Annotated in this window: 20 protein-coding genes; 12 read left to right on the top strand and 8 right to left on the bottom strand. The window is 69.9% G+C overall.

The annotated features are described in order from the left end of the window. The first annotated feature begins 5 nt into the window (after positions 1-5). From VIL76_RS14680 to VIL76_RS14705, 6 genes are all read left to right on the top strand, one after another. Positions 6-2,963, top strand: coding sequence for a 2-oxoglutarate dehydrogenase E1 component (locus tag VIL76_RS14680; protein ID WP_332045778.1), 2,958 nt, complete (start codon positions 6-8; stop codon positions 2,961-2,963). A 65-nt stretch (positions 2,964-3,028) separates the two neighbouring features. Further along, positions 3,029-4,324, top strand: coding sequence for a 2-oxoglutarate dehydrogenase complex dihydrolipoyllysine-residue succinyltransferase (odhB, locus tag VIL76_RS14685; RefSeq protein WP_332045779.1), 1,296 nt, complete (start codon positions 3,029-3,031; stop codon positions 4,322-4,324). Positions 4,325-4,348: 24 nt separating this feature from the next. Then, entirely contained in the window at positions 4,349-4,714 is a 366-nt protein-coding gene (locus VIL76_RS14690) for a putative signal transducing protein (RefSeq protein WP_332045780.1), read from the top strand. 54 nt (positions 4,715-4,768) lie between these two features. After that, positions 4,769-6,172 carry a dihydrolipoyl dehydrogenase gene (gene lpdA / locus VIL76_RS14695; protein ID WP_332045781.1) on the top strand — a complete coding sequence of 468 codons (1,404 nt, stop codon included), beginning with the start codon at positions 4,769-4,771 and terminating at the stop codon, positions 6,170-6,172. A gap of 2 nt (positions 6,173-6,174) precedes the next feature. After that, on the top strand, positions 6,175-6,615 hold the full coding sequence (locus VIL76_RS14700) for a GNAT family N-acetyltransferase (RefSeq protein ID WP_332045782.1): 441 nt from the start codon (positions 6,175-6,177) through the stop codon (positions 6,613-6,615). Between the two features lie 61 nt (positions 6,616-6,676). After that, the gene (locus VIL76_RS14705) at positions 6,677-6,976 is read left to right on the top strand and encodes a hypothetical protein (protein ID WP_332045783.1); all 300 of its coding nucleotides are present in this window, start codon (positions 6,677-6,679) and stop codon (positions 6,974-6,976) included. 176 nt (positions 6,977-7,152) lie between these two features. Here VIL76_RS14705 and VIL76_RS14710 read toward each other — a convergent pair whose 3' ends face one another. Genes VIL76_RS14710 through fsa form a run of 3 tightly spaced genes read right to left on the bottom strand, consistent with a single transcriptional unit; the run spans position 7,153 to position 9,407 of the window. After that, the gene (locus tag VIL76_RS14710; RefSeq protein WP_332045784.1) at positions 7,153-8,079 is read right to left on the bottom strand and encodes a tyrosine recombinase XerC; all 927 of its coding nucleotides are present in this window, start codon (positions 8,077-8,079) and stop codon (positions 7,153-7,155) included. After that, the gene (locus VIL76_RS14715; RefSeq protein WP_332045785.1) at positions 8,064-8,741 is read right to left on the bottom strand and encodes a DUF484 family protein; all 678 of its coding nucleotides are present in this window, start codon (positions 8,739-8,741) and stop codon (positions 8,064-8,066) included. Before VIL76_RS14715 ends, VIL76_RS14710 begins: the two co-directional genes overlap by 16 nt. A gap of 12 nt (positions 8,742-8,753) precedes the next feature. Then, positions 8,754-9,407 (bottom strand): fructose-6-phosphate aldolase, encoded by a 654-nt coding sequence (gene fsa / locus VIL76_RS14720; RefSeq protein WP_332046508.1) that lies wholly within the window; start codon positions 9,405-9,407, stop codon positions 8,754-8,756. A 60-nt stretch (positions 9,408-9,467) separates the two neighbouring features. On the opposite strand from fsa, the gene VIL76_RS14725 reads away from it, so the two are divergent. Further along, positions 9,468-11,630, top strand: a complete 2,163-nt coding sequence (locus VIL76_RS14725; protein ID WP_332045786.1) for a primosomal protein N' — start codon at positions 9,468-9,470, stop codon at positions 11,628-11,630. Positions 11,631-11,661: 31 nt separating this feature from the next. Here the strand turns inward: VIL76_RS14725 and VIL76_RS14730 are convergent, their stop codons facing one another. Next, positions 11,662-13,338 carry an ice nucleation protein gene (locus VIL76_RS14730; RefSeq protein WP_332045787.1) on the bottom strand — a complete coding sequence of 559 codons (1,677 nt, stop codon included), beginning with the start codon at positions 13,336-13,338 and terminating at the stop codon, positions 11,662-11,664. Positions 13,339-13,476: 138 nt separating this feature from the next. Then, the gene (locus tag VIL76_RS14735; RefSeq protein ID WP_332045788.1) at positions 13,477-14,280 is read right to left on the bottom strand and encodes a TerC family protein; all 804 of its coding nucleotides are present in this window, start codon (positions 14,278-14,280) and stop codon (positions 13,477-13,479) included. Positions 14,281-14,753: 473 nt separating this feature from the next. On the opposite strand from VIL76_RS14735, the gene VIL76_RS14740 reads away from it, so the two are divergent. The 3 genes from VIL76_RS14740 (at position 14,754) to VIL76_RS14750 (ending at position 17,733) form a co-directional block, all read left to right on the top strand. Next, on the top strand, positions 14,754-15,422 hold the full coding sequence (locus VIL76_RS14740) for a CHAP domain-containing protein (RefSeq protein WP_332045789.1): 669 nt from the start codon (positions 14,754-14,756) through the stop codon (positions 15,420-15,422). A gap of 57 nt (positions 15,423-15,479) precedes the next feature. Continuing rightward, entirely contained in the window at positions 15,480-16,433 is a 954-nt protein-coding gene (locus VIL76_RS14745) for a magnesium transporter CorA family protein (protein WP_332045790.1), read from the top strand. Positions 16,434-16,518: 85 nt separating this feature from the next. Further along, complete coding sequence (locus VIL76_RS14750) at positions 16,519-17,733, top strand: pentapeptide repeat-containing protein (protein WP_332045791.1); 1,215 nt, start codon at positions 16,519-16,521, stop codon at positions 17,731-17,733. A 34-nt stretch (positions 17,734-17,767) separates the two neighbouring features. Here the strand turns inward: VIL76_RS14750 and VIL76_RS14755 are convergent, their stop codons facing one another. After that, positions 17,768-18,541, bottom strand: a complete 774-nt coding sequence (locus tag VIL76_RS14755) for a molybdopterin-dependent oxidoreductase (protein WP_332045792.1) — start codon at positions 18,539-18,541, stop codon at positions 17,768-17,770. Then, on the bottom strand, positions 18,538-19,374 hold the full coding sequence (locus tag VIL76_RS14760) for a cytochrome b/b6 domain-containing protein (protein WP_332045793.1): 837 nt from the start codon (positions 19,372-19,374) through the stop codon (positions 18,538-18,540). Before VIL76_RS14760 ends, VIL76_RS14755 begins: the two co-directional genes overlap by 4 nt. A gap of 130 nt (positions 19,375-19,504) precedes the next feature. Here VIL76_RS14760 and VIL76_RS14765 point away from each other — a divergent pair, with 130 nt between their 5' ends. Continuing rightward, complete coding sequence (locus tag VIL76_RS14765) at positions 19,505-19,768, top strand: hypothetical protein (RefSeq protein WP_332045794.1); 264 nt, start codon at positions 19,505-19,507, stop codon at positions 19,766-19,768. Here the strand turns inward: VIL76_RS14765 and VIL76_RS14770 are convergent. Next, the gene (locus tag VIL76_RS14770; protein WP_332045795.1) at positions 19,765-20,634 is read right to left on the bottom strand and encodes an alpha/beta hydrolase; all 870 of its coding nucleotides are present in this window, start codon (positions 20,632-20,634) and stop codon (positions 19,765-19,767) included. The genes VIL76_RS14765 and VIL76_RS14770 overlap by 4 nt on opposite strands. A gap of 38 nt (positions 20,635-20,672) precedes the next feature. On the opposite strand from VIL76_RS14770, the gene VIL76_RS14775 reads away from it, so the two are divergent. Beyond that, a complete protein-coding gene (locus VIL76_RS14775) occupies positions 20,673-21,107 on the top strand; it encodes a DUF488 domain-containing protein (RefSeq protein WP_332045796.1) in 435 nt (144 codons plus the stop codon). The last annotated feature ends 1 nt before the right edge of the window (position 21,108 follow it).

Below are 21,108 nucleotides of genomic sequence, written 5' to 3' on the forward strand. Positions count from 1 at the left end.
ACGACATGGCGGACGACGCAGGTCTTATCAACGAGGTGCTCGCCGAGACCTCGTTCCTCTACGGCGGCAACGGCGAGTACGTCGAACAGCTCTACGCGCGCTGGGCGTCAGACCCCGGCTCGGTCGAGCCGTCCTGGGCCGCCTTCTTCGCCCAGCTGTCGGACCGCGCCGAGGAGGTGAAGCGCGCCGCCGCCCAGCCCGCGTGGACCAAACCTTCCGCCCCCATGGCCCGTCCGGAGTGGATGAGCGCCATCGACGGCCTGTGGCCCGCGGTGGAAGCCAAGGTGGGCGCCAAGATCGCCGAGCGCGCGCAGCCGGGCGCGAGCCAGGACGAGGTCCGCGCCGCCACCCTCGACAGCCTGCGCGCCATCATGATGATCCGCGCCTACCGGATGCGCGGCCACCTGAAGGCCAATCTCGATCCGCTGGGCATCGCCACCACGCCCGGCGACGCCTCCGAGCTCGACCCGGCCACCTACGGGTTCTCCGAGGCCGACTTCGACCGCTCGATCTTCCTCGATTACGTGCTGGGCTTGGAGACCGCCACGATCCGCGAGATCCTGGCGATCCTGCGCCGCACCTACTGCGGCAACGTCGGCGTGCAGTACATGCACATCTCCGATCCCAAGGAGAAGGCCTGGCTGCAGGAGCGCATCGAGGGCCGCGACAAGGAGATCGCCTTCACCAAGGAAGGCAAGATCGCCATCCTCAAGAAGCTGATCGAGGCCCAGGGCTTCGAGCAGTTCCTGCACCGCCGCTTCCCCGGCACCAAGCGCTTCGGCCTCGATGGCGGCGAAGCCATGGTCCCGGCGCTCGAGCAGATCATCAAGCGCGGCGGCGCGATGGGCGTGAAGGACATCATCGTGGGCATGCCGCACCGCGGGCGCTTGAACGTGCTCGCCGCGGTGATGGGCAAGCCCTACCACGTGATCTTCCACGAGTTCCAAGGCGGCTCCTCGCTGCCCAGCGACGTGGAAGGCTCCGGCGACGTCAAGTACCACCTGGGCGCCAGCTCGGACCGCGAGTTCGATCAGAACACCGTCCACCTGTCGCTGACCGCCAACCCGTCGCACCTCGAGATCGTCAATCCCGTCGTGATCGGCAAGGCGCGCGCCAAGCAGGCCTTCACCCTGCGCGAGCAGCCCTCGGCGGGCCGCGGGCACGTGCTGCCCCTGCTGCTGCACGGCGACGCCGCCTTCGCCGGCCAGGGCGTGGTCGCCGAGTGCTTCGCGCTCTCCGGCCTGAAGGGCTACGGCGTCGGCGGGACGATGCACTTCATCGTCAACAACCAGATCGGCTTCACCACGAGCCCGAAGAACAGCCGCTCCTCGCCGTATCCGTCGGACGTGGCGCTGATGGTGGAAGCGCCCATCTTCCACGTGAACGGCGACGACCCGGAAGCCGTCACCTTCGCTGCCAAGGTGGCCACCGAGTACCGGCAGCTGTTCGGCAAGGACGTGGTCATCGACATGTTCTGCTACCGCCGGTTCGGCCACAACGAAGGCGACGACCCGACGATGACGCAGCCCTTGATGTACGCGAAGATCAAGGACCACCCGTCGGTCCGCGACCTCTACACGACCCGCCTGGTCGGCGAGGGCGTGACGACCAAGGAAGAGGTCGACGGCTGGGTCGCCGAGTTCAACGACTTCCTCGACAAGGAATTCGATGCCGGCAAGTCGTACAAGGCCAACAAGGCCGACTGGCTGGACGGCAAGTGGTCGGGCCTGAAGCTGCCCGGCGCCGACGACAGCCACGCCACGGGTGTCCCCAAGCAGAAGCTCATCGACCTCGCCGGCAAGATCACCACGGTCCCCGAGCGGATCAGCGTCCACAAGACCGTGCAGCGGGTGATCGACGCCCGCCGCGAGGCGCTGCTCGAGAAGCAGTCCGACATCGACTGGGCGACCGCCGAGCACATGGCCTTCGCCACCCTGCTGGACCAGGGCTACCCCGTGCGCCTTTCCGGCCAGGACAGCGTGCGCGGCACCTTCACCCAGCGGCACTCCGGCATCATCGACCAGAAGACCGAGGAGGTCTTCTTCCCGCTCCGCAACCTGGGCCCGACCCAGGCGCACTTTGAGGTGCTGGATTCAGCGCTCTCCGAAGAGGCGGTGCTCGGCTACGAGTACGGCTTCTCGTTGACCGACCCCAACACCCTCACCCTCTGGGAAGCCCAGTTCGGCGACTTCGCCAACGGGGCGCAGGTCGTCATCGACCAGTTCATCGTCTCGGGCGAGCGCAAGTGGCTGCGGATGAGCGGCCTGGTGATGCTGCTGCCGCACGGCTACGAAGGCCAGGGGCCGGAGCACTCCTCCGCACGTCTCGAGCGCTTCCTGCAGCTCTGCGCCGAGGACAACATCCAGGTCGTCTACCCCTCGACCCCGGCCAACTACTTCCACGCCCTGCGCCGTCAGTTGCTGCGCGAATTCCGCAAGCCGCTGATCGTGATGACGCCGAAGAGCCTGCTGCGCCACAAGCGGGCGGTCTCCAACCTCGTCGACCTGGCGGAGGGCTCGTCCTTCCACCGCGTGATGGTGGACGGCGCCGAGGCCGGCTGCGACGTGGGCGGCATCGCCCTGAAGCCGGACGCGGAGATCAACCGCGTCATCCTCTGCTCGGGCAAGGTCTACTACGATCTCATCGAGCAGCGGGCCAAGACCGGCCGCGACGACGTCTACATCCTGCGCCTGGAGCAGTTCTATCCATGGCCGCTGAAGTCGCTTTCGAACGAGCTGAAGCGGTTCAAGAACGCAGAGCTGATCTGGTGCCAGGAAGAGCCCAAGAACATGGGCGGCTGGATGTTCGTCGATCCCTGGCTGGAGCTCACGCTGGAGCGGCTGAACGTGAAGGCCAAGCGCGCGCGCTACGTCGGCCGCCCGGCTTCCGCCTCCACGGCCGCCGGCTTCATGAGCCGCCACCAGAAGGAGCTCGAGGCCTTCCTCACCGAAGCCTTCGCCTGAACGCCCGACCGCCTCAACGCCGCCCGCCGCTGACTTTGTGTGTGTAAGAGACTAGGAAGCCGTCCATGACCGACATCATGACCCCCGCCCTTGGCGAGTCCGTCACCGAAGCCACGGTGGCGCGGTGGACCAAGAAGGCCGGCGACGCGGTGCGCAAGGACGAGATCCTGGTCGAGCTGGAGACCGACAAGGTCAGCCTGGAGGTGGCCGCGCCCTCCGATGGCGTGCTCTCCGAGATCGCGGCGGAAGAAGGCGCCACCGTCGAACCCGGCGCGGTCCTCGGCCGCATCTCCGAAGGCGCGGCTGTCGCCCCGAAGGCCAATGGCGGCGCCAAGCCCGCGAAGGAAACCGCGGCGCCGGCGCCCACCTCCAACCCGCCGCCGGTCCCGGCCGGCGAGCTGCAGCCCGAGACCATGCCCGGCAAGGCGCCGCCCACCTCGGCCGCCGTGCCCGACACCAGCCCGTCGTCGAAGGCAAAGTCGGAGGCGGTGCTGGCCCCGTCCGCCCAGCGAATCGTGGCGGAGAACAAGCTCGACGCCGGCGCCATCCCCGGCAGCGGCAAGGATGGCCGCATCACCAAGGGCGACGCGCTCGCCGCTCTGGAATCCCGCGCCAAGGCGCCTCAGCCGGCGCCAGCCCCGAGCGCGCCCCGCGAGGTGCACGAGCGCGAGGAGCGGGTCCGCATGACCCGCCTGCGCCAGACCATCGCGCGCCGGCTGAAGGAGGCCCAGAACAACGCCGCCATGCTGACCACCTTCAACGAGGTGGACATGTCGGCGGTCATGGGCGTCCGAAACCAGTACAAGGACGTGTTCGAGAAGCGCCACGGGGTGAAGCTCGGCTTCATGAGCTTCTTCGTGAAGGCGGTGGTCCACGCCCTGAAGATGGTGCCCGAGGTCAACGCCGAGATCGACGGCCAGGACATCATCTACAAGAACCACTACGACATCTCGGTCGCCGTCGGCACGGAGCGCGGCCTGGTCACGCCGGTGGTGCGCGACGCCGACGCCATGGGGCTGGCCGACATCGAGAAGACCATCGGCGCCCTCGGCAAGAAGGCCCGCGACGGCCAGCTGGCGCTGGAGGACCTGCAGGGCGGGACCTTCACCATCTCCAACGGCGGCATCTACGGCTCGCTGATGTCGACGCCGATCCTGAACGCCCCCCAGTCCGGCATCCTGGGGATGCACAAGATCCAGGAGCGGCCGATGGTGATCGGCGGCCAGATCGTGGTGCGCCCGATGATGTACCTGGCCCTCAGCTACGACCACCGCGTCGTCGACGGCCAGGGCGCGGTGACCTTCCTGGTCCACGTCAAGGAAGCCATCGAGGACCCGCAGCGCTTGCTGCTCGACATCTGACGCCGGCCGGCGGACGCTGGGACCATGGCCCTGGTGGAAGTCGCCCGGTTCCTGGACCTCACCGAAGCCCAGGCTGCCGCCTCTGCGCTGCGCGCCTATGGCGTGCCGGTCTTTCTGCAGAACGAGAACTGGGGCCAGACCGAGGCCTATCTCCAGCTCGCCATGGGCGGGTTTCGCCTGTGGGTGCCTGAGGAGGAGGCCGAGGCGGCTACAGCGCTGATCGGCGAGGCCCGCGGCGAGCCGCTGGAGACACGGCCTCACGAGGTCGCGGTGTTCACCCTCGGCGCCGTGGTGCTGGCGGCGGCCACCGGGTTCCTGGGCTGGTTGATCCTGCCGTTCCGCAAGCGTCGCGAGCTGGCCGATGGCGACGAGAATTCCCCAGCCGGTTGACCTCGGCCTTTGCGCGAATAGGGTGCGCCCCCACTTCTTGGGACAGGCAGACCTATGGCTGAGACCACCTACGACCTCGTCATCATCGGGGGCGGCCCCGGCGGCTACAACGCCGCGATCCGGGCGGGGCAGCTCGGCCTGAAGGCGGCGTGCGTGGAAGGCCGCGGCACGCTGGGCGGCACCTGTCTCAACGTCGGCTGCATGCCGTCCAAGGCCCTGCTGCACGCCTCCGAGCTCTATGCCGCCGCACAGGGCGAGTTCGCGACCCTCGGCATCGACGTCTCGCCGAAGCTCAACCTTCCTCAGATGATGAAGCAGAAGGCCGAAAGCGTCGCCCAGCTCACCAAAGGCGTCGAGTTCCTGTTCAAGAAGAACAAGGTCGACTGGATCAAGGGCTGGGGCCGCATCGGCGGGACCGGCAAGGTCGAGGTGAAGGCCGAGGACGGCTCCACCACCACCCTCGAGGCCAAGAACATCGTCATCGCCACCGGCTCGGAGCCCGCGCCGCTGCCGGGCGTGGAGGTGGATCAGCAGCGGATCGTGGATTCGACCGGCGCGCTGTCTCTCCCGGAGGTGCCGAAGCACCTGGTGGTGATCGGCGCCGGGGTGATCGGGCTTGAGTTGGGCTCGGTCTGGAAGCGGCTGGGCGCCAAGGTGACGGTGGTGGAGTTCCTCGACCGGATCACGCCTGGCCTGGACAACGAGCTCGCCAAGACCCTGCAACGGACCCTCACCAAGCAGGGCTTCGAGTTCAGGCTCGGCATGAAGGTCACCGGCGCCCAGGCCGGGAAGAAGTCGGTGACGTTGTCGATGGAGCCGGTCGCCGGCGGCGCCGCCGACGAGCTGGAGGCGGACTACGTCCTGCTGGCCATCGGGCGCAGGCCCTACACCAAGGACCTCGGCCTTGAGAGCGTCGGCATCGAGACCGACAAGCGCGGCTTCATCGCCGCCGACCACTGGAAGACCTCCGCCCCCGGCGTCTGGGCGATCGGCGACGTGACGCTGGGCCCGATGCTCGCCCACAAGGCCGAAGAGGAAGCCGTGGCCTGTATCGAGACCATCGCGGGCAAGGCCGGCCACGTGAACTACGGCATCATCCCGGGGGTGATCTACACCGCCCCGGAGGTGGCCTCGGTCGGCAAGACCGAGGAGGAGCTGAAGGCCGAGGGCCGGGCCTACAGGGCCGGCAAGTTCCCCTTCACCGCCAACAGCCGCGCCAAGATCAACCACGAGACGGAGGGCTTCGTGAAGGTGCTGGCCGACGCCGCCACCGACGAGGTGCTGGGCGTGCACATGATCGGCCCTGCGGTCTCGGAGATGATCGGCGAGTACTGCGTGGCCATGGAGTTCCGCGCCGCGTCCGAGGACGTGGCCCGCACCTGCCACCCGCACCCGACGCGCTCCGAGGCGCTGCGGCAGGCGGCCATGGGGGTCGAAGGTTGGACGATGCAGGCTTAAGCGTGACGCTGGAGGTCCGCGAAGCCCGGCCCGACGAGCTGGCCGACTGCGCGGAACTCTATGTCCGCGTCCTGCGCGAGACCTTCACCTGGCTGCCCAAGGACCGGCATGACAAGGCCGACTTCCTCCGCTTCGCCCGCGAGGAGGAGACCTATGTCGCGGTCGAGGACGGCCGCATCGTCGGGGTGGCAGGCTTCTTCCGGCCGCAGAACTTCCTGCACTCGCTCTACGTGGACGCCCGCGGAAAGGGGGTCGGCAAGGCCCTGCTGGACCACATCGTTTCGGTGGCCGACGGCCCGGTCTCCCTGAAGGTCCAGGAGCCCAACCGCCGGGCCCAGGCCTTCTACGCCCGCGAGGGCTTCGCCTGCGTCGAGATGGGCCGCGACCCCGGCTCCGACGTCTCCTGGCGCCGGCTGGTGCAGCAGAAGCGTACCGAAACTTAACTTGGCCCCGGCCGGTTGAAGTGGCAGCTTCCGCGCCAGATACGCGAAAGGAGGCATCGAGATGATCGCTCTACTCCTCGCCGCCCAGGTGGCCGCCGCCCAGCCGACGTTGCCGGCGCACACCGCGACCATTCGGGTGCTGCCACGGACCTTCACGGCGCCCGATCCCCGCAACCCGTTCGCTGTGCCTGAGTGGTGCAAAAGCCGCGTGCAGCGCACCGCTCGCAACGTGAGAAGCGCACCGGAGAAGCTAGGCGACCTGCCCCGAGCCAACCTGGAATATGCCGTCGACCGCCGCGTCTCGGGCTGCCCAGTGCCCACGCCGGTTCACGACCGCACCGGGCCGATCCGCTCCCGCTAAGCTAGCCACCAAACAGATGTCATCCCGGTTTTCGCGTCAGCGAAAGACCGGGATCCATAAACACGGCACGTGGTGATCTGTGCGGAAGCGTAGCCGTTCGTCTTCTTCTCAGAGCGCCTCGTGTGTGGGTCCCGGCCTTCGGCTGCGCCGAAACCTGGAGGACATGAGGAGGTAGCCTAAGCCCTCGGGTGCGCGGCCTGGTAGGCGCTGAGCAGGGCCGCGGCGTCGACCTCAGTGTAGCGCTGCGTCGTCGACAGCGACGCGTGACCCAGCAGTTCCTGGATCGAGCGCAGGTCGGCGCCGGCGCCCAGCAGGTGCGTGGCGAACGAGTGGCGTAGAGCGTGGGGCGTGGCGCTGGGCGGCAGGCCCAGCCGGCCGCGCAGGTTCTGCACGGTGGCCTGGACGTGACGGGGGCTCAGGGGGCCGCCGCGCTTGGCCCGGAACAGCGGCTCGTCGGGCTCAAGGATGAAGGGCGCCTGCTCGACGTAGAGGTCGACGGCGTCGCGGACGGCGGGCAGCACCGGCACCAGCCGCATCTTCGAGCCCTTCCCGGTGATCCTCAGGCTGTCGCCCAGCGGCGCGTCGGAGCGCTTCAGGGACAGGGCCTCGGAGATTCGAAGGCCGCAGCCGTAGAGCAGGGTCAGCACCGCCTGGTCGCGGGCCACCTCCCACTCCTCGCGGTCGGGATCGAGGGCCGGCTCCTCGATCATGCCGCGGGCCTGGTCCTCGGTGACCGGCCGTGGCGCGCCGGGCTTCACGCGGGGGCCGCGGACCAGGGCGAGGGCGGCGTTGGGGGCGTCCAGGCGCCGGTCCAGGAAGCGGTGGAACGTGCGGATGGCGCTCAGCGCCTGGGACATGGAGCGCGGCGACAGCGGCTTGTCGCCCTGCCGCAGGTGGGCGAGCCAGGCGCGGACCTCGGCGGCGGTGACGCCCGCCAGGTCCTGCACCGTCAGCGCCTCGCCACGGTGCTGCTCGAGGAAGGCGATGTAGCGCGCGGCGGCGAAGCCGTAGGCCTCCAGAGTGCGGGGCGAGGCGCGGCGCTCGTTGGCCAGGTGCTCCAGCCAGAGCGCCCGGGCCTCGCGGGCGGTCACAGGACCGGCCATCGCTCCGCCGTCCTCTCCACGACGCGGGCGAGGAAGGCGACGAGCTCGGCGCCCATGTCCGGCGTGAAGCCCTGCGGGTCGGCTGAGCCGAAGGCGATCAGGCCCTGGCGCGCCGGCTCCCAGATCGCCAGGCGGACCATGGCCATGGATTGGATGGTCTCGCCGCGCTCGCCGAACAGGCCAAGCGCCGTGGGCGCGAAGCCCATGCGGGTGAGCCGCTGGTGGCCGTCGAGGATCATGTCCACCTGGCCCTCGACAAGGCTGCGCCAGCCGGCCGGCGTGTTCTCCGGGCCTTCCAGGGCCAGGACGCCCGCCGCGAGGCCGAAGCGCAACTGGGCGAGGTCGTCCACCCGGCGGGCCAGGTCGGCGTGGTTGCGGCTTTCCAGGAGGTCGATGACCGCCCCATGCGTCTGGGCCTGAGCCGCGAAGTTCTCGCGCGCGGTGGCCTCCAGCTTGCGCCGGACGGTGGCCTCGCGCTTGTGGGCGGCGTGCACGCGGGCGAGGGCGGCGGGGCCGAACTCCACGACGTTGTCGCCGGCCACGCGCAGGCCGAGGTCGCCCAGCAGGGCGTCGTCGTCCTTCAGCAGGTCGGGGTTTTCCAGCAGGAAGGCGCGGACCGCCTCGGGGTCGAGCCTCTGATCCTCAGCCCTGGCCCCGCTCATGTGTCCGTTCCCCTAGAGGATCGATTGGCCGGTCTTCGCCCAATCCTTCAGGAATTGATCAAGCCCCTTCTCGGTTAACGGGTGCTTGAACAGGGACAGGAAAACCTCCGGCGGGATGGTCGCGCAGTCGGCGCCGGCCATGGCGGCGTCGCGCACGTGGGTGGGCGAACGGATCGAGGCGGCGAGGATCTCGGTGTCGAAGCCGTAGTTGTCGTAGATGGCGCGGATCTCGTGGATCAGGTCCATGCCGTCGGCGCCATGGTCGTCCAGGCGGCCGATGAACGGGCTGATGTAGGTCGCGCCGACCTTGGCGGCGAGCAGGGCCTGGCTGGCCGAGAAGCACAGGGTGACATTGGTCTGGATGCCCTCGGCCGTGAACTGGCGGGTGGCGACCAGGCCTTCGCGGGTCAGCGGCACCTTCACCACGACATTCGGCGCCACGCCCGCCAGCTTGCGGCCCTCGGCGAGCATCTGTTGCGACTCCGTGGCCGCCACCTCGGCGCTCACCGGACCCTCGACGGCCTCGCAAATCTCGGCGATGACCTCCAGCATGTTGCGGCCGGACTTGGCGATCAGCGAGGGATTGGTGGTGACGCCGTCCACGAGGCCCGTGGCGGCGAGGTCGCGGATCTGGGCGACGTCGGTGGAGTCGAGGAACAGCTGCATCGAGAAGACCTTGGGGTTGCGAGGCACGCTTGTAGCGGCTGACCCCGCCGGCGCAAACCGATGAGCCGCATCGCCTCCGTCCTCCTGCCCATGCCGCTGCCGGAGGCGTTCGACTACGCCGAGCCTGAGGGCATGGGCCTGGAGGTGGGCGACCAGGTGGCTGCCCCGCTGGGCCCGCGCCTGCTGCGCGGCGTCGTGACGGCGGTGCGCGACGGCCATGGCGGCAACCGGCCGCTGAAGCCCGTGGGGGAGCGCCTCGACGACCCCAGGCTGCCGCCCAACACGATCGAGTTCGTCCAGTGGGCCGCACGCTACGCGGTGGACGCCCCCGGCGCGCCGCTGGCGATCGCGCTCCGCGGCGCACGCTGCCCCAAGCCCCGGCCCATCCGGGTGGTGGAGCCCACAGGCGCGGAGCCGGCCCGTCCGACCCCGGCGCGGCAGAAGGTCTTGGAGGCCGCCCGCGTGGAGGCCATGACCCCGGCCGACCTGGCCCGCGCCGCCGGCGTTTCGTCAGGTGTGGTGAAGGGGCTGGTGGACGACGGCGTCCTGGCGGTGCGCGCCATCCAGCCGGAGGCGCGGTTCGACGACCCGGACCTGGCCCGCAAGGGCGCGGAGCTCAACGCCAGCCAGGCCGCCGCCGCCGAGGCGTTGAAGGCCATGGTCGGGGAGGGCGCCTTCAATGTCGCCCTGCTGGACGGCGTCACGGGCTCCGGCAAGACCGAGGTCTATCTGGAGGCCGCCGCGGCGGCGCTCGCGGCGGACCCCACCGCGCAGGTGCTCATCCTGCTGCCGGAGATCGCGCTCACCCATGCGCTGATCGCCCGCGTCGCCGCCCGCTTCGGCGCCGAGCCCGGCGAGTGGCACTCCGACGTCCAGCCGCCGGCCCGCCGGCGCGTTTGGGAAGCGGTGGCGACCGGCCGCTGCCGGATCGTGGTCGGCGCCCGCTCCGCCCTCTTCCTGCCCTTCACCAACCTGAAGCTGATCGTCGTCGACGAGGAGCACGACGCCTCCTTCAAGCAGGAGGAGGGGTTCATCTACCACGCCCGCGACCTCGCTGTGGTGCGCGGCCGGATCGAGCAGGCTGCGGTGGTGCTGGCCTCCGCCACCCCCTCCCTGGAGAGTTTGCGCAACGCCGAGCTCGGCCGCTACCGGTGGCTGAAGCTCTCGGCCCGCCACGGGACCGCGCGGCTGCCCGACATCGAGTTGGTCGACCTCAGGAGCACGCCGCCCGAGCATGGGCGTTGGCTCTCGCCGCCGCTGGTGGCGGCCATGCGGGAGACCAGGGCCCGCGGCGAGCAGACGTTGCTCTTCCTCAATCGCCGGGGCTATGCGCCGCTGGTGCTCTGCCGGGCCTGCGGCGAACGGATGACCTCGCCGGACACCGACAGCTGGCTGGTGGAGCACCGCTATTCCGGCCGGCTGGTGTGCCACCTGACCGGCTTCTCCATGCCGAAGCCCGCCGCTTGCCCGCACTGTAGGGCCAAGGACAGCCTGGTCTCCATCGGCCCTGGCGTTGAGCGCGTGGAGGAGGAGGCGCGCCACCTGTTCCCTGAGGCGCGGATCGCCGTCTTCTCATCGGACACCGTCTACGACGCCCGCGAGGCCAAGCGGATGGTGGAGAGCATGGCGGCCGGGGAGATCGACATCCTGGTGGCCACCCAGGCCGCCGCCAAGGGCCACAACTTCCCGAAGCTCACCCTGGTCGGAGTGGTCGACGCCGACCTGGGGCTGCGCGGCGGCGACCTGCGCGCGGCCGAGCGGACCTACCAGCTGCTGGCGCAGGCGACGGGGCGCGCTGGGCGGCGCGACCGGCCGGGCAAGGCCCTGCTGCAGACCTATGCGCCCGAGCACGCGGTGATGCAGGCGCTGGCGGCGCAGGACCGCGACGCCTTCGTGGCGGCGGAGATGGAGGAGCGCGAGCTCGCGAAGCTGCCGCCGTTCGGACGGCTCGCGGCGGTGATCGCCTCAGGCGCCGACCCGGCCCAACTCGAGGCCTTCATGCGCCAGATGGCAGAGGCGGCCCCCAATGCAGAGGGGGTGGAGGTGTACGGCCCCGCCGACGCCCCGCTAAGCCTGGTGCGCGGGCGCCGCCGCAAGCGCTTCCTGGTCCGCGCGGATCGAAACGTCGACCTCTCGGCCTACATGGCCACCTGGCGCGCGCGGGTGAAGCCGCCCGCCTCCGTGCGGGTGGCCGTCGACGTCGACCCGTACAGCTTCCTGTAGGTCCCCCTCTCCCGCTGCGCGGGAAGGAAGGTCAGCTCGGCAGGTTCGCGACCTGGGTGGCGGTCATGGCGTTGAGCTGGGCCGAGGTCATCCAGCCGACCTGAGTCGTCGACAGGCTCTGGATCTGGGTGACCGTCAGCCCCGGGATCTGGGCAGGCAGTAGGGAGACGATCTGGGTGGCGTTGAGGCCGCCCACCACGGTGGTCGAAAGCGCGCCGACCTGGGGTGTCGTCAGGGCGCCGATCTGGGTCATGGTGAAGCGGCCGAAGTCGGTCAGGTCGATGCCCGACAGCTGGTTGATGGTCAGCCCCTTCACCTGCGTGGCGGTGAAACCCGCGATCTGTCCGGCCGACAGGCTGTAGAAGTTGGTCGCCGAGATCGCACCCACCTGCGAGCCGGTCAGCGACGAAAGCTGGGTGGCGGTGAGCGCGGTGAGCGCCGAGCTGGAGAAGGCGGCGATCTGGTCCGTCGACAGCGCGGCGAGCTGGCTGGTGGTGAACTCCAGGCCGTCGGCGGCGGTCAGGCTGTGCGCCTGGAAGGCCGACAGCCCGCGGATCTGGGTCGTGCTGAGCGAGCCGATCATGGTCGCGTCCAGCCCGGAGAAGTTGGTCGTCGACAGTCCGCCGATCTGGGTGGCGGTCAGCGCCTTCACCTGGGTGTCGGTAAGGCGGTCGAACTGGGTCGCAGAGAGGAAGCCCAGCTCGTAGGCCGAGAGCCCCTGGATCTTGGTGGTCGACAGCGCCTGCAGCTGGGTGTCGCTCAGCGACATCAGGTTGGTCGCGGTGACGCCGCCGAGCTGGGTGGCCGTGAAGCCCTCGATCTGGGTAGCGGTGAGCTTGGCGAAGTTGGTGGTGGAAAGCTGCGACAGCTGCCCGGCCGTGAGCCCGCGCAGCTGGGTGGTCGAGAAGGCCGCCACCTCGGTCGCCGACAGCTCGGTGAAGTGCGTGGCGGTCAGCGAGCCGACCTGGGTGGACGACAGCGCCCCCAGCTGGGTCGCGGTGAGCTCGTTGAAGTCGGTGGCGCTGAGGGCAGCGATCTGTGCCCCCTTCAGCCCCGCGACCTGGGTGGAGGTGAGCAGCGCCACCTGGGTCGCGTCGAGGCCGAACAGGCCGGTGGCCGAGAAGCCGCCGACCTGGGTCGCCGTCAGCGCGCCGAGCTGTGCGGCGGAGAGGTGCGAGGTCTGGTCGGACGACAGGGCGCCCACCTGGGTGACGGTGAGCGCGCCCACCTGGCTGGACGCCAGCTCGCCGATGTCAGTGGTGGTCAGCGCCGCCAGCTGTACCGGCGTGAGCCCCTTGAGCTGGGTCGTCGAAAGCCCCGCCACCTGGGTGGCGTTGAGGCCGGACACCTTCACCCCGGAGAGGCCACCAAGGGCGGTGGCGGTCAGCGCGCCGATGTGTGTGGCGTCCAGCGCGGCAAGCTGGGTGGTGGTCAGCGCGTTCACCTGCGCCCCGGAAAGCGCCACCAGCTGGTCGGTATCGAAGACCACGCCGCCGCCCAGGTGCGGGATCTGGGTGGTGGTGAGCCCCTTCACCTGCGCGCCCGAGAGGGCCGAGACCTGGGTCGCGGAGAGCACGCCGATGTTGGTGGTGTTGAGCGCCGCCACCTGGCTCGAGGTCAGCTGGGCCACCTGGGTCTCGGACAGCGACGCCACCCGCGTGGTCCGCAGGTTGGCGATCTGCGCGGCCGAGAGGTAGTTGATCGGCATCGGGGTTCCGGTCAGCCGGGCGGCTGATTCGCTCCTTGACGAGGCTACGGCCCCGCGGACTCCCCCTCAAGCCGCGCGCCGCCGCCAGCGTTGTCGCACGGGCATGGCTAAGGCCAGGTTCCGAAGGATGCTTTCAGCTTAGTGAAGCGTCCCCTTGTCCTGGCTGCGCTTCTTCTGCCCTGCCCGCCGGGCGGCCATGTTGAGGCCCTCCACGAGGCCCGAGAAGGCCATGGCGGCGTAGATGTAGCCCTTGGGCACGTGCACGCCGAAGCCGTCGGCGATCAGCACGGCGCCGATCATCAGCAGGAAGCCCAGGGCGAGCATCACCACAGTGGGGTTCTTGTTGATGAACTCGGCCAGGGGATTGGCCGCCAGCATCATCATGCCCACCGCCACGACCACGGCGGTGATCATGATCGGCAGGTGGTCGGTCATGCCGACGGCGGTGAGGATCGAGTCGATCGAGAACACCAGGTCCAGCAGCAGGATCTGGACGATGGCGGCGCCGAAGTTGGACGCCACCTTGCCCTTGGTGTTCATCACCCCTTCGGTGTCGTCTGGATCCACCTTCTCGTGGATCTCCGTGGTGGCCTTCCAGACCAGGAACAGGCCGCCGGCGATGAGGATCAGGTCGCGCCAGGAGAAGGCCAGGTCGAACATCGGGTGGCCATCGGCCCCCATCGGCGCCCGGATCGGCAGCGAGAACACCGGGTTCGTGAGGCTGACGATGAAGGCGAGCGTCGAGAGCAGCGCCAGCCGCATGATCAGCGCCAGCGCGATGCCGACGCGGCGCGCCTTGCTCCGCTGATGTTCCGGCAGCTTGTTCGACAGGATCGAGATGAAGATCAGGTTGTCGATCCCCAGCACCACCTCCATCACGATGAGGGTGACGAGCGCGGCCCAGGCGGCGGGGTCGCTGAGGAGGGTGGTGATCTGATCCATCGGGGCTCCGGTCGGTCGAACTCGGCCTTACCTAGGCGCCCGAACGGCAGAGCCAAGGGCTGGACACGTTATCCACAGGCAATCGCCCCGCTCGCGTTTTCGTGAGGCTCGGGTTCCCGCGGAAGGCGAGCACTTGGCCCGGAGCGGGCGGCGCCGTCCCACATCTTGTTTCGGGTTGTTTCAGTCGGGCCGACCTGTGTATTGCCGAGATGTGAAGCAGACCTTCGATGGGTCCGCTCAGCTCAATGACAGCCGCTCGCCCAGCCCGTTGTGATTAATTAACTGTAACTCGATTTTGACAGAGCATTTCGTCTCTTCTAATCTCACGGACAGGTCAGTTATTCGGAGGGCGCGGCATGCATTTCCGCGCATTGCTGTCCAACGAGCCGCTGTCCTGCGGCCGTAAACCCTCTTTTCACTCAGTGAGCGGTAAGGTTATCCCTTCGCTCGTTGCGTCGGGGAGTTCCCAAGTGATGCTGAAGCGACCGAGGACCCTGCTGGGTTCGCTGGCCGTTGCGGTGATGGTCGCGCTGGTTCCCGCCGGCGCCATGGCCGACACCTATTGGCAGTGCGTCCCCTTCGCGCGCCTGATCTCCGGCATCCAGATCTTTGGCGACGCGCGGACCTGGTGGCAGCAGGCCACCGGCAAGTACGAGACCGGCGTGCAGCCGAAGGCCGGCGCGGTGCTCTGCTTCAAGCCCACCCAGCGCATGAAGCTCGGCCACGTGGCCGTGGTCAGCCAGGTGCTCACCGAGCGCGTCGTCCAGATCACCCACGCCAACTGGTCGCCGATCGAAGGCTCGCGCGGCAAGGTGGAGAAGGACGTCACCGTCATCGACGTCTCGCCGGACGGCGACTGGAGCCAGGTGAAGGTCTGGTACGACCCCAACCGCGACCTCGGCGGCTCGGTCTACGCCACCTACGGCTTCATCTACCAGGACGCCAAGGCGCGCATGATCGCAGCCTCCGGCCAGTCGAACCCGGTGCTGGCCATGGCCCAGTCGGCCGCCAACCAGGTCGCCAACGCGGTGCGGCCGGGCGCGGGCCCGCTGTCCATGCTGGAACAGGCCGCCGACTCCACCGACCGGATCGGCGCGCTGATCGCCGCGGCCGCCCGCGGAGACTCCGGCCGCGACGATTGACGGGCTGAGCCCCGTCGGTCACCTGAGGGCGTTCGGATAGCGAGGCCCTGATCCCCGATGCTCCACGTCCTGCGCCGCGGCGTCCGCTGCTTCGAGGTCGCGACCGCAGCGCCCGGCTGGCGGCCCGCCGAGGACGTGGTCTGGGTCGACCTCCTGAAGCCTTCGCGGGAGGAAGAGCTGGCCGTCGAGGCGGCGCTCGGCGTCGAGCTGCCCACGCCGGAGGAGATGGCCCACCTGGAGCCCTCCAGCCGCCTCTTCCAGGAAGGCGGCGCCACCTTCCTTACCGCCAACATCCTGGCCCGCAGCGGCGAGAACACGCCCACCGTGGAGCCGGTGACCTTCGTCCTGGTCAGGGGGGTCCTCGTCACCCTGCGCTACCAGGACCTCAGGGCCTTCAGCGTGTTCGCCGACCGCGCGCCGCAGAACGACGTCGGCAGCGGCACCGCGGCCTTCCTGGGTCTGTTGGACGCCGTGACGGAGCGCCTGGCCGAGATCCTCGACCATACGGAGGACGCCGTGGAGGCGGCGTCGGTGGCCATCTTCCAGCGCCCACCGTCGGGGAACTTCCAGCCCCTGCTGAAGGACCTCGCCCGGGCGCAGACCGTCACCTCGATGACGCGCCAGAGCCTGGTGAGCCTCGCCCGCCTGCTCAGCTACGCGGGCCTCGCGCCGGAGATCGCCGGCGACCCGGACTGCCAGGCGCACCTGGTCTCGCTGCAGCGCGACGTCCAGTCGCTCACCGAGCACGCCAGCTTCCAGTCGACCCACGTGTCGTTCCTGCTCGACGCGGCGCTGGGCCTGATCAACATCGAGCAGAACGGCATCATCAAGTTCTTCTCGGTGGTGGCGGTGGTGTTCCTGCCGCCGACCCTCGTGGCTTCCATCTACGGGATGAACTTCGACCTCATGCCGGAGCTGCACTGGCGCTACGGCTACCCGATGGCGCTGGTCATGATGGTGGCCTCCGCCGTGCTGCCGATCCTTTGGTTCAAGCGGCGCGGGTGGTTGTGACGCTCTGCCCGCTGAGCGCGAAAGTGAGCTTGGCCGCAACCGTTCCTTAAGCGCGCACGGTCATCTTGCCTGCCGAGCAGCCCGCATGACCACCCAAGCCATCCCGCACCACGTGGCCCTGGACGCCAACGCCCTGCGTGACGCCGTCGAGGCGCACCAGCGGTACCTGGCTGGCCGCGCCGGCGGCCGCAGGCTCTGCCTGACCTACGCCGACCTCTCCAACTGCAGCCTGGAAGGGGTCGACCTGCGCGAGGCCGACCTCGCCGGCGCCAAGCTGGAAGGCGCCATGCTGGCGCGGTCCAACCTGTCGCGCGCGATCCTGTTCGGCGCCGACCTGCGCGAAGCCGACCTTCGGCGCGTGAACCTGAAGCGCGCCGACCTGCGCGGCGCCTGCCTGCGCGGCGCCAACCTCTCCGGCGCGGACATGGCCGGCTGCGACCTGCGCGAGGGCCGCATCGCCCTGCAGGACAAGCTCGACGGGTTCCGGGTGCTGCGCCACGAGCACCGGCCGGGCGAGCTGAACTACGCGATCCTTTCGGGCGCCAACCTTGCCGGTGCGCAGATGACCGGCGCGGTGGCCATGCAGTCCGACTTCACCGACGCCATCCTCACCGGCGCCCAGATGGCCGGCGCGCGCCTGCACCGCGCGGTGCTCGACGGCGCCGACCTGTCCGGGGCCGACCTGGGCGGAGCCGACCTCACCGGCGCCTCCATGAAGCGGGCGGTGCTCGCCGGGGTGAACCTGGAGCACGCGCGCCTCGACGACGCCGACATGACCGACGTGCTGCGCGGGCCCCCGCCGCTGGTGTTCGTCGACGACCGGCCGCTGGAGGAGATCCTCCGCGAGCACGAATCCTATTGCGACAGCGACGGCGCCCACGGCGCGGTCATGAACCTGCCGCAGGTCGACTTCCGGCCGCTCAAGAGCCTGAAGGGGCGCCGCCTGACCGCCCTGGTCGCGCCGCACTCTGTGTTCTTCGGCATGGACATGCAGGGCGTCGAGCTGCAGGGCGCCGACCTCTCCGGCTGCGACCTGCGCGGCGCCAACCTGCGCGACGCCGACCTGCGCGGCGCCCGCTTCGCCGACGCCCAGCTCGCCCGCGCCGACCTGCGCGGCGCCAAGATGGGGCCGCTGATGATCGCCGAGGGCCGCTATGTGCGGACCGACTTCACCCGCGCCTCGCTGCGGCACGCGGACTTCCGCGGCGCCCATGCCCCCCGCGCCCGCTTCCTGGAAGCCGACGTGGCCAATGCGCGGATGGCCGGCTGCGACCTCGCCGGGGCCGAGCTCGACGTCTAGCCCCCGCCTTCGGGGGGGGTGACCCGCTGCGCGGTCAGATCCCCGCGTACCATTCGTAGCCGCGGTCTTCCCAGAACCCGCCCTTGCCGCGGCCGAGGTGGGCGTAGTCCTCCACCGCCTCCAGGCGCATGACGTACTTGGCGTGCTTGTAGCCGAGCTGGCGTTCGACCCGCAGCCGCACCGGCGCGCCGTGCTTCACCGGCAAGGGCGCGTCGTTCATCTCGTAGGCCAGGATGGTCTGCGGGTGGTAGGCGTCGATCAGGTCGATGCTCTCGTAGTACTGACCGGTGCCGTCGAGCGTGGGTTCCAGGACATCGGCGCAGTGGAAGACGATGTAGCGGGCGTTGGGCTTCAGTCCCGCCTTCTCGAGCAGGGGGCCCAGGCGCGCGCCGCGCCACTTCCCGATCGACGACCAGCCCTCCACGCAGTCGTGCCGGGTGATCTGGGCCCGCGCCGGTTGCGCGCGCAGGTCGGCCAGGGTGAGCTGCAGCGGCCGTTCCACCAGGCCGTCGATCACAAGGCGGTAGTCGGAAAAGCCGCTCTCCACCATCGCGCCGTAGGCCGGGTCATCGGGGGCCGTGGAGCCGTTGGCGCGGAAGTCCCGCGAGATGTCGGCAGGCGTGAACTCGGGGGCGAGCGCCTTTCGGTCGATGACCAGGCGCTGGGCGCGGCGGGTGAGACCCTCGGCGCTCTGCAGCATGCCGCTGAAGCCGGCATGGGCGTTCAGCCGGTCGCAGGCCGACACGAACAGGCCCGCGGCGGCGGCGCCGGCGCCCTTCAGCCAGCCGCGGCGGTTGGCGTCGGTCATGGGCGGTCTCCTTCCACCTGGATCGCGTAACGGCCGGTGATCATCGAGCGCAGGTTGTTCCAGAAGCCCGACACCAGGACCATCACCACGTGCACCAGCACGAAGAGCACGATGCCGGCAGCGCTGAGGAAATGGATCGTGCGCGCCGACTGGCGGCCGCCGAACAGGTCCAGCAGCCAGGGCGCGGCGGCGTTGAAGCCCGGCGACATGGAGAGCCCGGTGAGCACCATCAGGGGCAGCAGCACCAGGATCACCGCGAGATAGGTGAGCTTCTGCAGGATGTTGTAGGTCCGCGCCTCTTTGCCCTTAGCAAAGCGCAGCCGGGCGTGGGTCCCGATCTCGTGGAGGATGTGGCGCAGGCGAAGCTGGGCGCGCGTGGGCCATAGGTCGCGCCGCAGATGCCCGCCGATGAGGCTCCAGAGCAGGTAGACGAGGCCGTTGATCACGAAGAGCCAGGCGAAGAAGAAGTGCCAGCGCCGGCCGCTCGCCAGGTCGCGGTAGCTCGGGATGGTGGCCCAGGCGGGAAACGCGCGGTTCTCGCCGGGATCGCCCGAGAAACCGAGCACGCCGGTGGTGGCGAACTCCGCCTTGCCGATGCGGGTGAAGCCCTCGAACTCGCCGCTCGGCTTTTCGCGGCCGTCGATCCACACCCAGGGCTGGGCGAAGGTCGACTTCTGGCCCCAGTAGAGGGCGGGGTGGGCGTTGAAGATCTGCAGACCGCTCATCAGCAGCACGCTGAGCGCCAGCACATTGATCCAGTGGGTGAGGCGCGTGACGGCGGAGTGCCGGCGGACCAGCACCTTGGCCGGGGCAGGCTTGGCCGTGTCGCTCATCGCAAGCTCCTCCCCCAGGCTCCCTCAGGCGAGTCTGCCACACTCCACGTACGCGGGCGAGCCGCGGCCGGATGCGGGAACAGGCGCCCCGCCCCGAGCGCTCTTCTCCCTGAATCGAGAGGAGCCTCCCATGGCGAACGACAACGACATCCAGAGCGACGGCCGCGACGAGAACGGCGCCCAGCCGCTGAACGCCAGCGACAACAAGGGCGGGCCCGAGCGCTATCCGAGCGTCCGCCAGGACGACTCCGTGGAGAGCGGCGAGCAACGCAGCTTCGACCCCTCGGCCGACGCGCCCACGCCGCGCCAGGGCGCCGGCGACAGCTCCCAGCCTACGTCGGCCAACGAGGGCCGCATCGGACCGGGCGGCGATCCGGCCGAAGGCAAGCGCTAGAGCGCCACGGCTTCGCGAAGGGCGGCGCGGACCAGCTCCGGCCGCTCCATCGGCAGGAAGTGGGTGGTGCCCGGCACGGTCTCGACGGTGATGCGGCCGGTCGCGAGGAGCTCGTCCAGGTGGGCGTCGACGCCTGCGGTGGAGCCTTGCTCGGCGCGCAGGATGCGGATCGGCGCCCGGCTCTCCCGGAAGGCGCGGAACGGATCGTAGTTGTGGGTCCGGAAGTTCGACGCCTCCCACTCGGGCCGGCAGGCGAGGGTCACCCCCTCGGCGGCCTCTTGGAAGCCTGCGTCGACGTAGTCGGCCAGCTGTTCTTCGGTCCAGGTCCTGAAGGCGCCGCGGCCGCGGTAGGCCTCCAGCGCAGCTCCCCGGCTCGGGAAGTCGGCCCGGCGGCGCAGGGCGCCCTGCACCAGCGGCGACTCCATGGGCTGGATGGGCTGGCTGGCGGCCTCGAAGACGACGGGGTCGAAGAGCGCCAGGGCGCGGACCCTCTGCGGCGCGACCGCGGCGGCCAGCAGGCTGGAGGTGCCGCCCATGGAATGGCCGGCCAGCACCACGGGCCCTTCGGTCGCAGCCTCCAGGAACGCCAGCAGGTCGTCGCGGAACTCCGTCCAGCCCTCGCGGCCCTCGATGACCGTCGGCAGGGTCGTGGCGCCGTGGCCGCGCAGGTCGATCGCGAGGATCCGCAGCTCCGCCAGCGGCTGCAGGATGCTGCGGTAGGTGCGCGCGTTGAAGCCGTTGGCGTGGGAGAAGACCACGTCCACGGGCCTGTCCTGCGGCCCGAACTCGAGGCAGGCCATGGCGCCGCCTCGGCCGGCCAGCGGAACGGCCCGCTCGCGCGGCTCAGGGTCGACCTTGGCGTCCATCGGCTCCCATATAGCCGGCGCGAGCACGAGGAGAACCCATGAAGCCGGTCGCCACCGTGGGATACCAAGCCGAGACCCAGCCGGCGGTTATCGAGCGGCTGAAGCAGGCTGGCGTGGAGGTGGTGATCGACGTGCGCGCGGTGGCGGCGTCACGGCGGGCGGGCTTCTCCAAGACCCTGCTGGCCTCCAGCCTGAAGGAAGCGGGCATCGACTACGTGCACCTGCGCGACCTGGGCACGCCCAAGCCCGGCCGCATCGCGGCGCGGGCCGGGCGGATCGGCGAGATGAAGCAGATCTTCGAGGACCACCTGGCCGAGCCGGGCGCCCAGCTGCAGCTCGCCCAGGCCGCGGAGATGGCCAGGGAGCGGAAGGTCGCCCTGCTCTGCTACGAGGCGGACCCGAAGGGCTGCCACCGCGCGATCGTGGCGGACCGCATCTGCGAGCAGCTGGGCTGCCGCATCGAGCACCTCTAGC

Origin of the sequence: Phenylobacterium sp., assembly GCF_036563285.1 — a bacterium.
GTDB lineage: Bacteria > Pseudomonadota > Alphaproteobacteria > Caulobacterales > Caulobacteraceae > Phenylobacterium.

Coding starts and splice junctions, on each gene's coding strand:
- lpdA (WP_332045781.1), top strand. CDS start 4,769: ATGGCTGAGACCACCTACGACCTCGTCATCATCGGGGGCGGCCCCGGC.
- VIL76_RS14735 (WP_332045788.1), bottom strand. CDS start 14,280: ATGGATCAGATCACCACCCTCCTCAGCGACCCCGCCGCCTGGGCCGCG.
- VIL76_RS14745 (WP_332045790.1), top strand. CDS start 15,480: ATGCTCCACGTCCTGCGCCGCGGCGTCCGCTGCTTCGAGGTCGCGACC.
- VIL76_RS14775 (WP_332045796.1), top strand. CDS start 20,673: ATGAAGCCGGTCGCCACCGTGGGATACCAAGCCGAGACCCAGCCGGCG.
- VIL76_RS14730 (WP_332045787.1), bottom strand. CDS start 13,338: ATGCCGATCAACTACCTCTCGGCCGCGCAGATCGCCAACCTGCGGACC.
- VIL76_RS14705 (WP_332045783.1), top strand. CDS start 6,677: ATGATCGCTCTACTCCTCGCCGCCCAGGTGGCCGCCGCCCAGCCGACG.
- VIL76_RS14770 (WP_332045795.1), bottom strand. CDS start 20,634: ATGGACGCCAAGGTCGACCCTGAGCCGCGCGAGCGGGCCGTTCCGCTG.
- VIL76_RS14690 (WP_332045780.1), top strand. CDS start 4,349: ATGGCCCTGGTGGAAGTCGCCCGGTTCCTGGACCTCACCGAAGCCCAG.
- VIL76_RS14715 (WP_332045785.1), bottom strand. CDS start 8,741: ATGAGCGGGGCCAGGGCTGAGGATCAGAGGCTCGACCCCGAGGCGGTC.
- VIL76_RS14760 (WP_332045793.1), bottom strand. CDS start 19,374: ATGAGCGACACGGCCAAGCCTGCCCCGGCCAAGGTGCTGGTCCGCCGG.
- VIL76_RS14740 (WP_332045789.1), top strand. CDS start 14,754: ATGCTGAAGCGACCGAGGACCCTGCTGGGTTCGCTGGCCGTTGCGGTG.
- VIL76_RS14725 (WP_332045786.1), top strand. CDS start 9,468: ATGAGCCGCATCGCCTCCGTCCTCCTGCCCATGCCGCTGCCGGAGGCG.
- odhB (WP_332045779.1), top strand. CDS start 3,029: ATGACCGACATCATGACCCCCGCCCTTGGCGAGTCCGTCACCGAAGCC.
- VIL76_RS14765 (WP_332045794.1), top strand. CDS start 19,505: ATGGCGAACGACAACGACATCCAGAGCGACGGCCGCGACGAGAACGGC.
- VIL76_RS14755 (WP_332045792.1), bottom strand. CDS start 18,541: ATGACCGACGCCAACCGCCGCGGCTGGCTGAAGGGCGCCGGCGCCGCC.
- fsa (WP_332046508.1), bottom strand. CDS start 9,407: ATGCAGCTGTTCCTCGACTCCACCGACGTCGCCCAGATCCGCGACCTC.
- VIL76_RS14710 (WP_332045784.1), bottom strand. CDS start 8,079: ATGGCCGGTCCTGTGACCGCCCGCGAGGCCCGGGCGCTCTGGCTGGAG.
- VIL76_RS14750 (WP_332045791.1), top strand. CDS start 16,519: ATGACCACCCAAGCCATCCCGCACCACGTGGCCCTGGACGCCAACGCC.
- VIL76_RS14680 (WP_332045778.1), top strand. CDS start 6: ATGGCGGACGACGCAGGTCTTATCAACGAGGTGCTCGCCGAGACCTCG.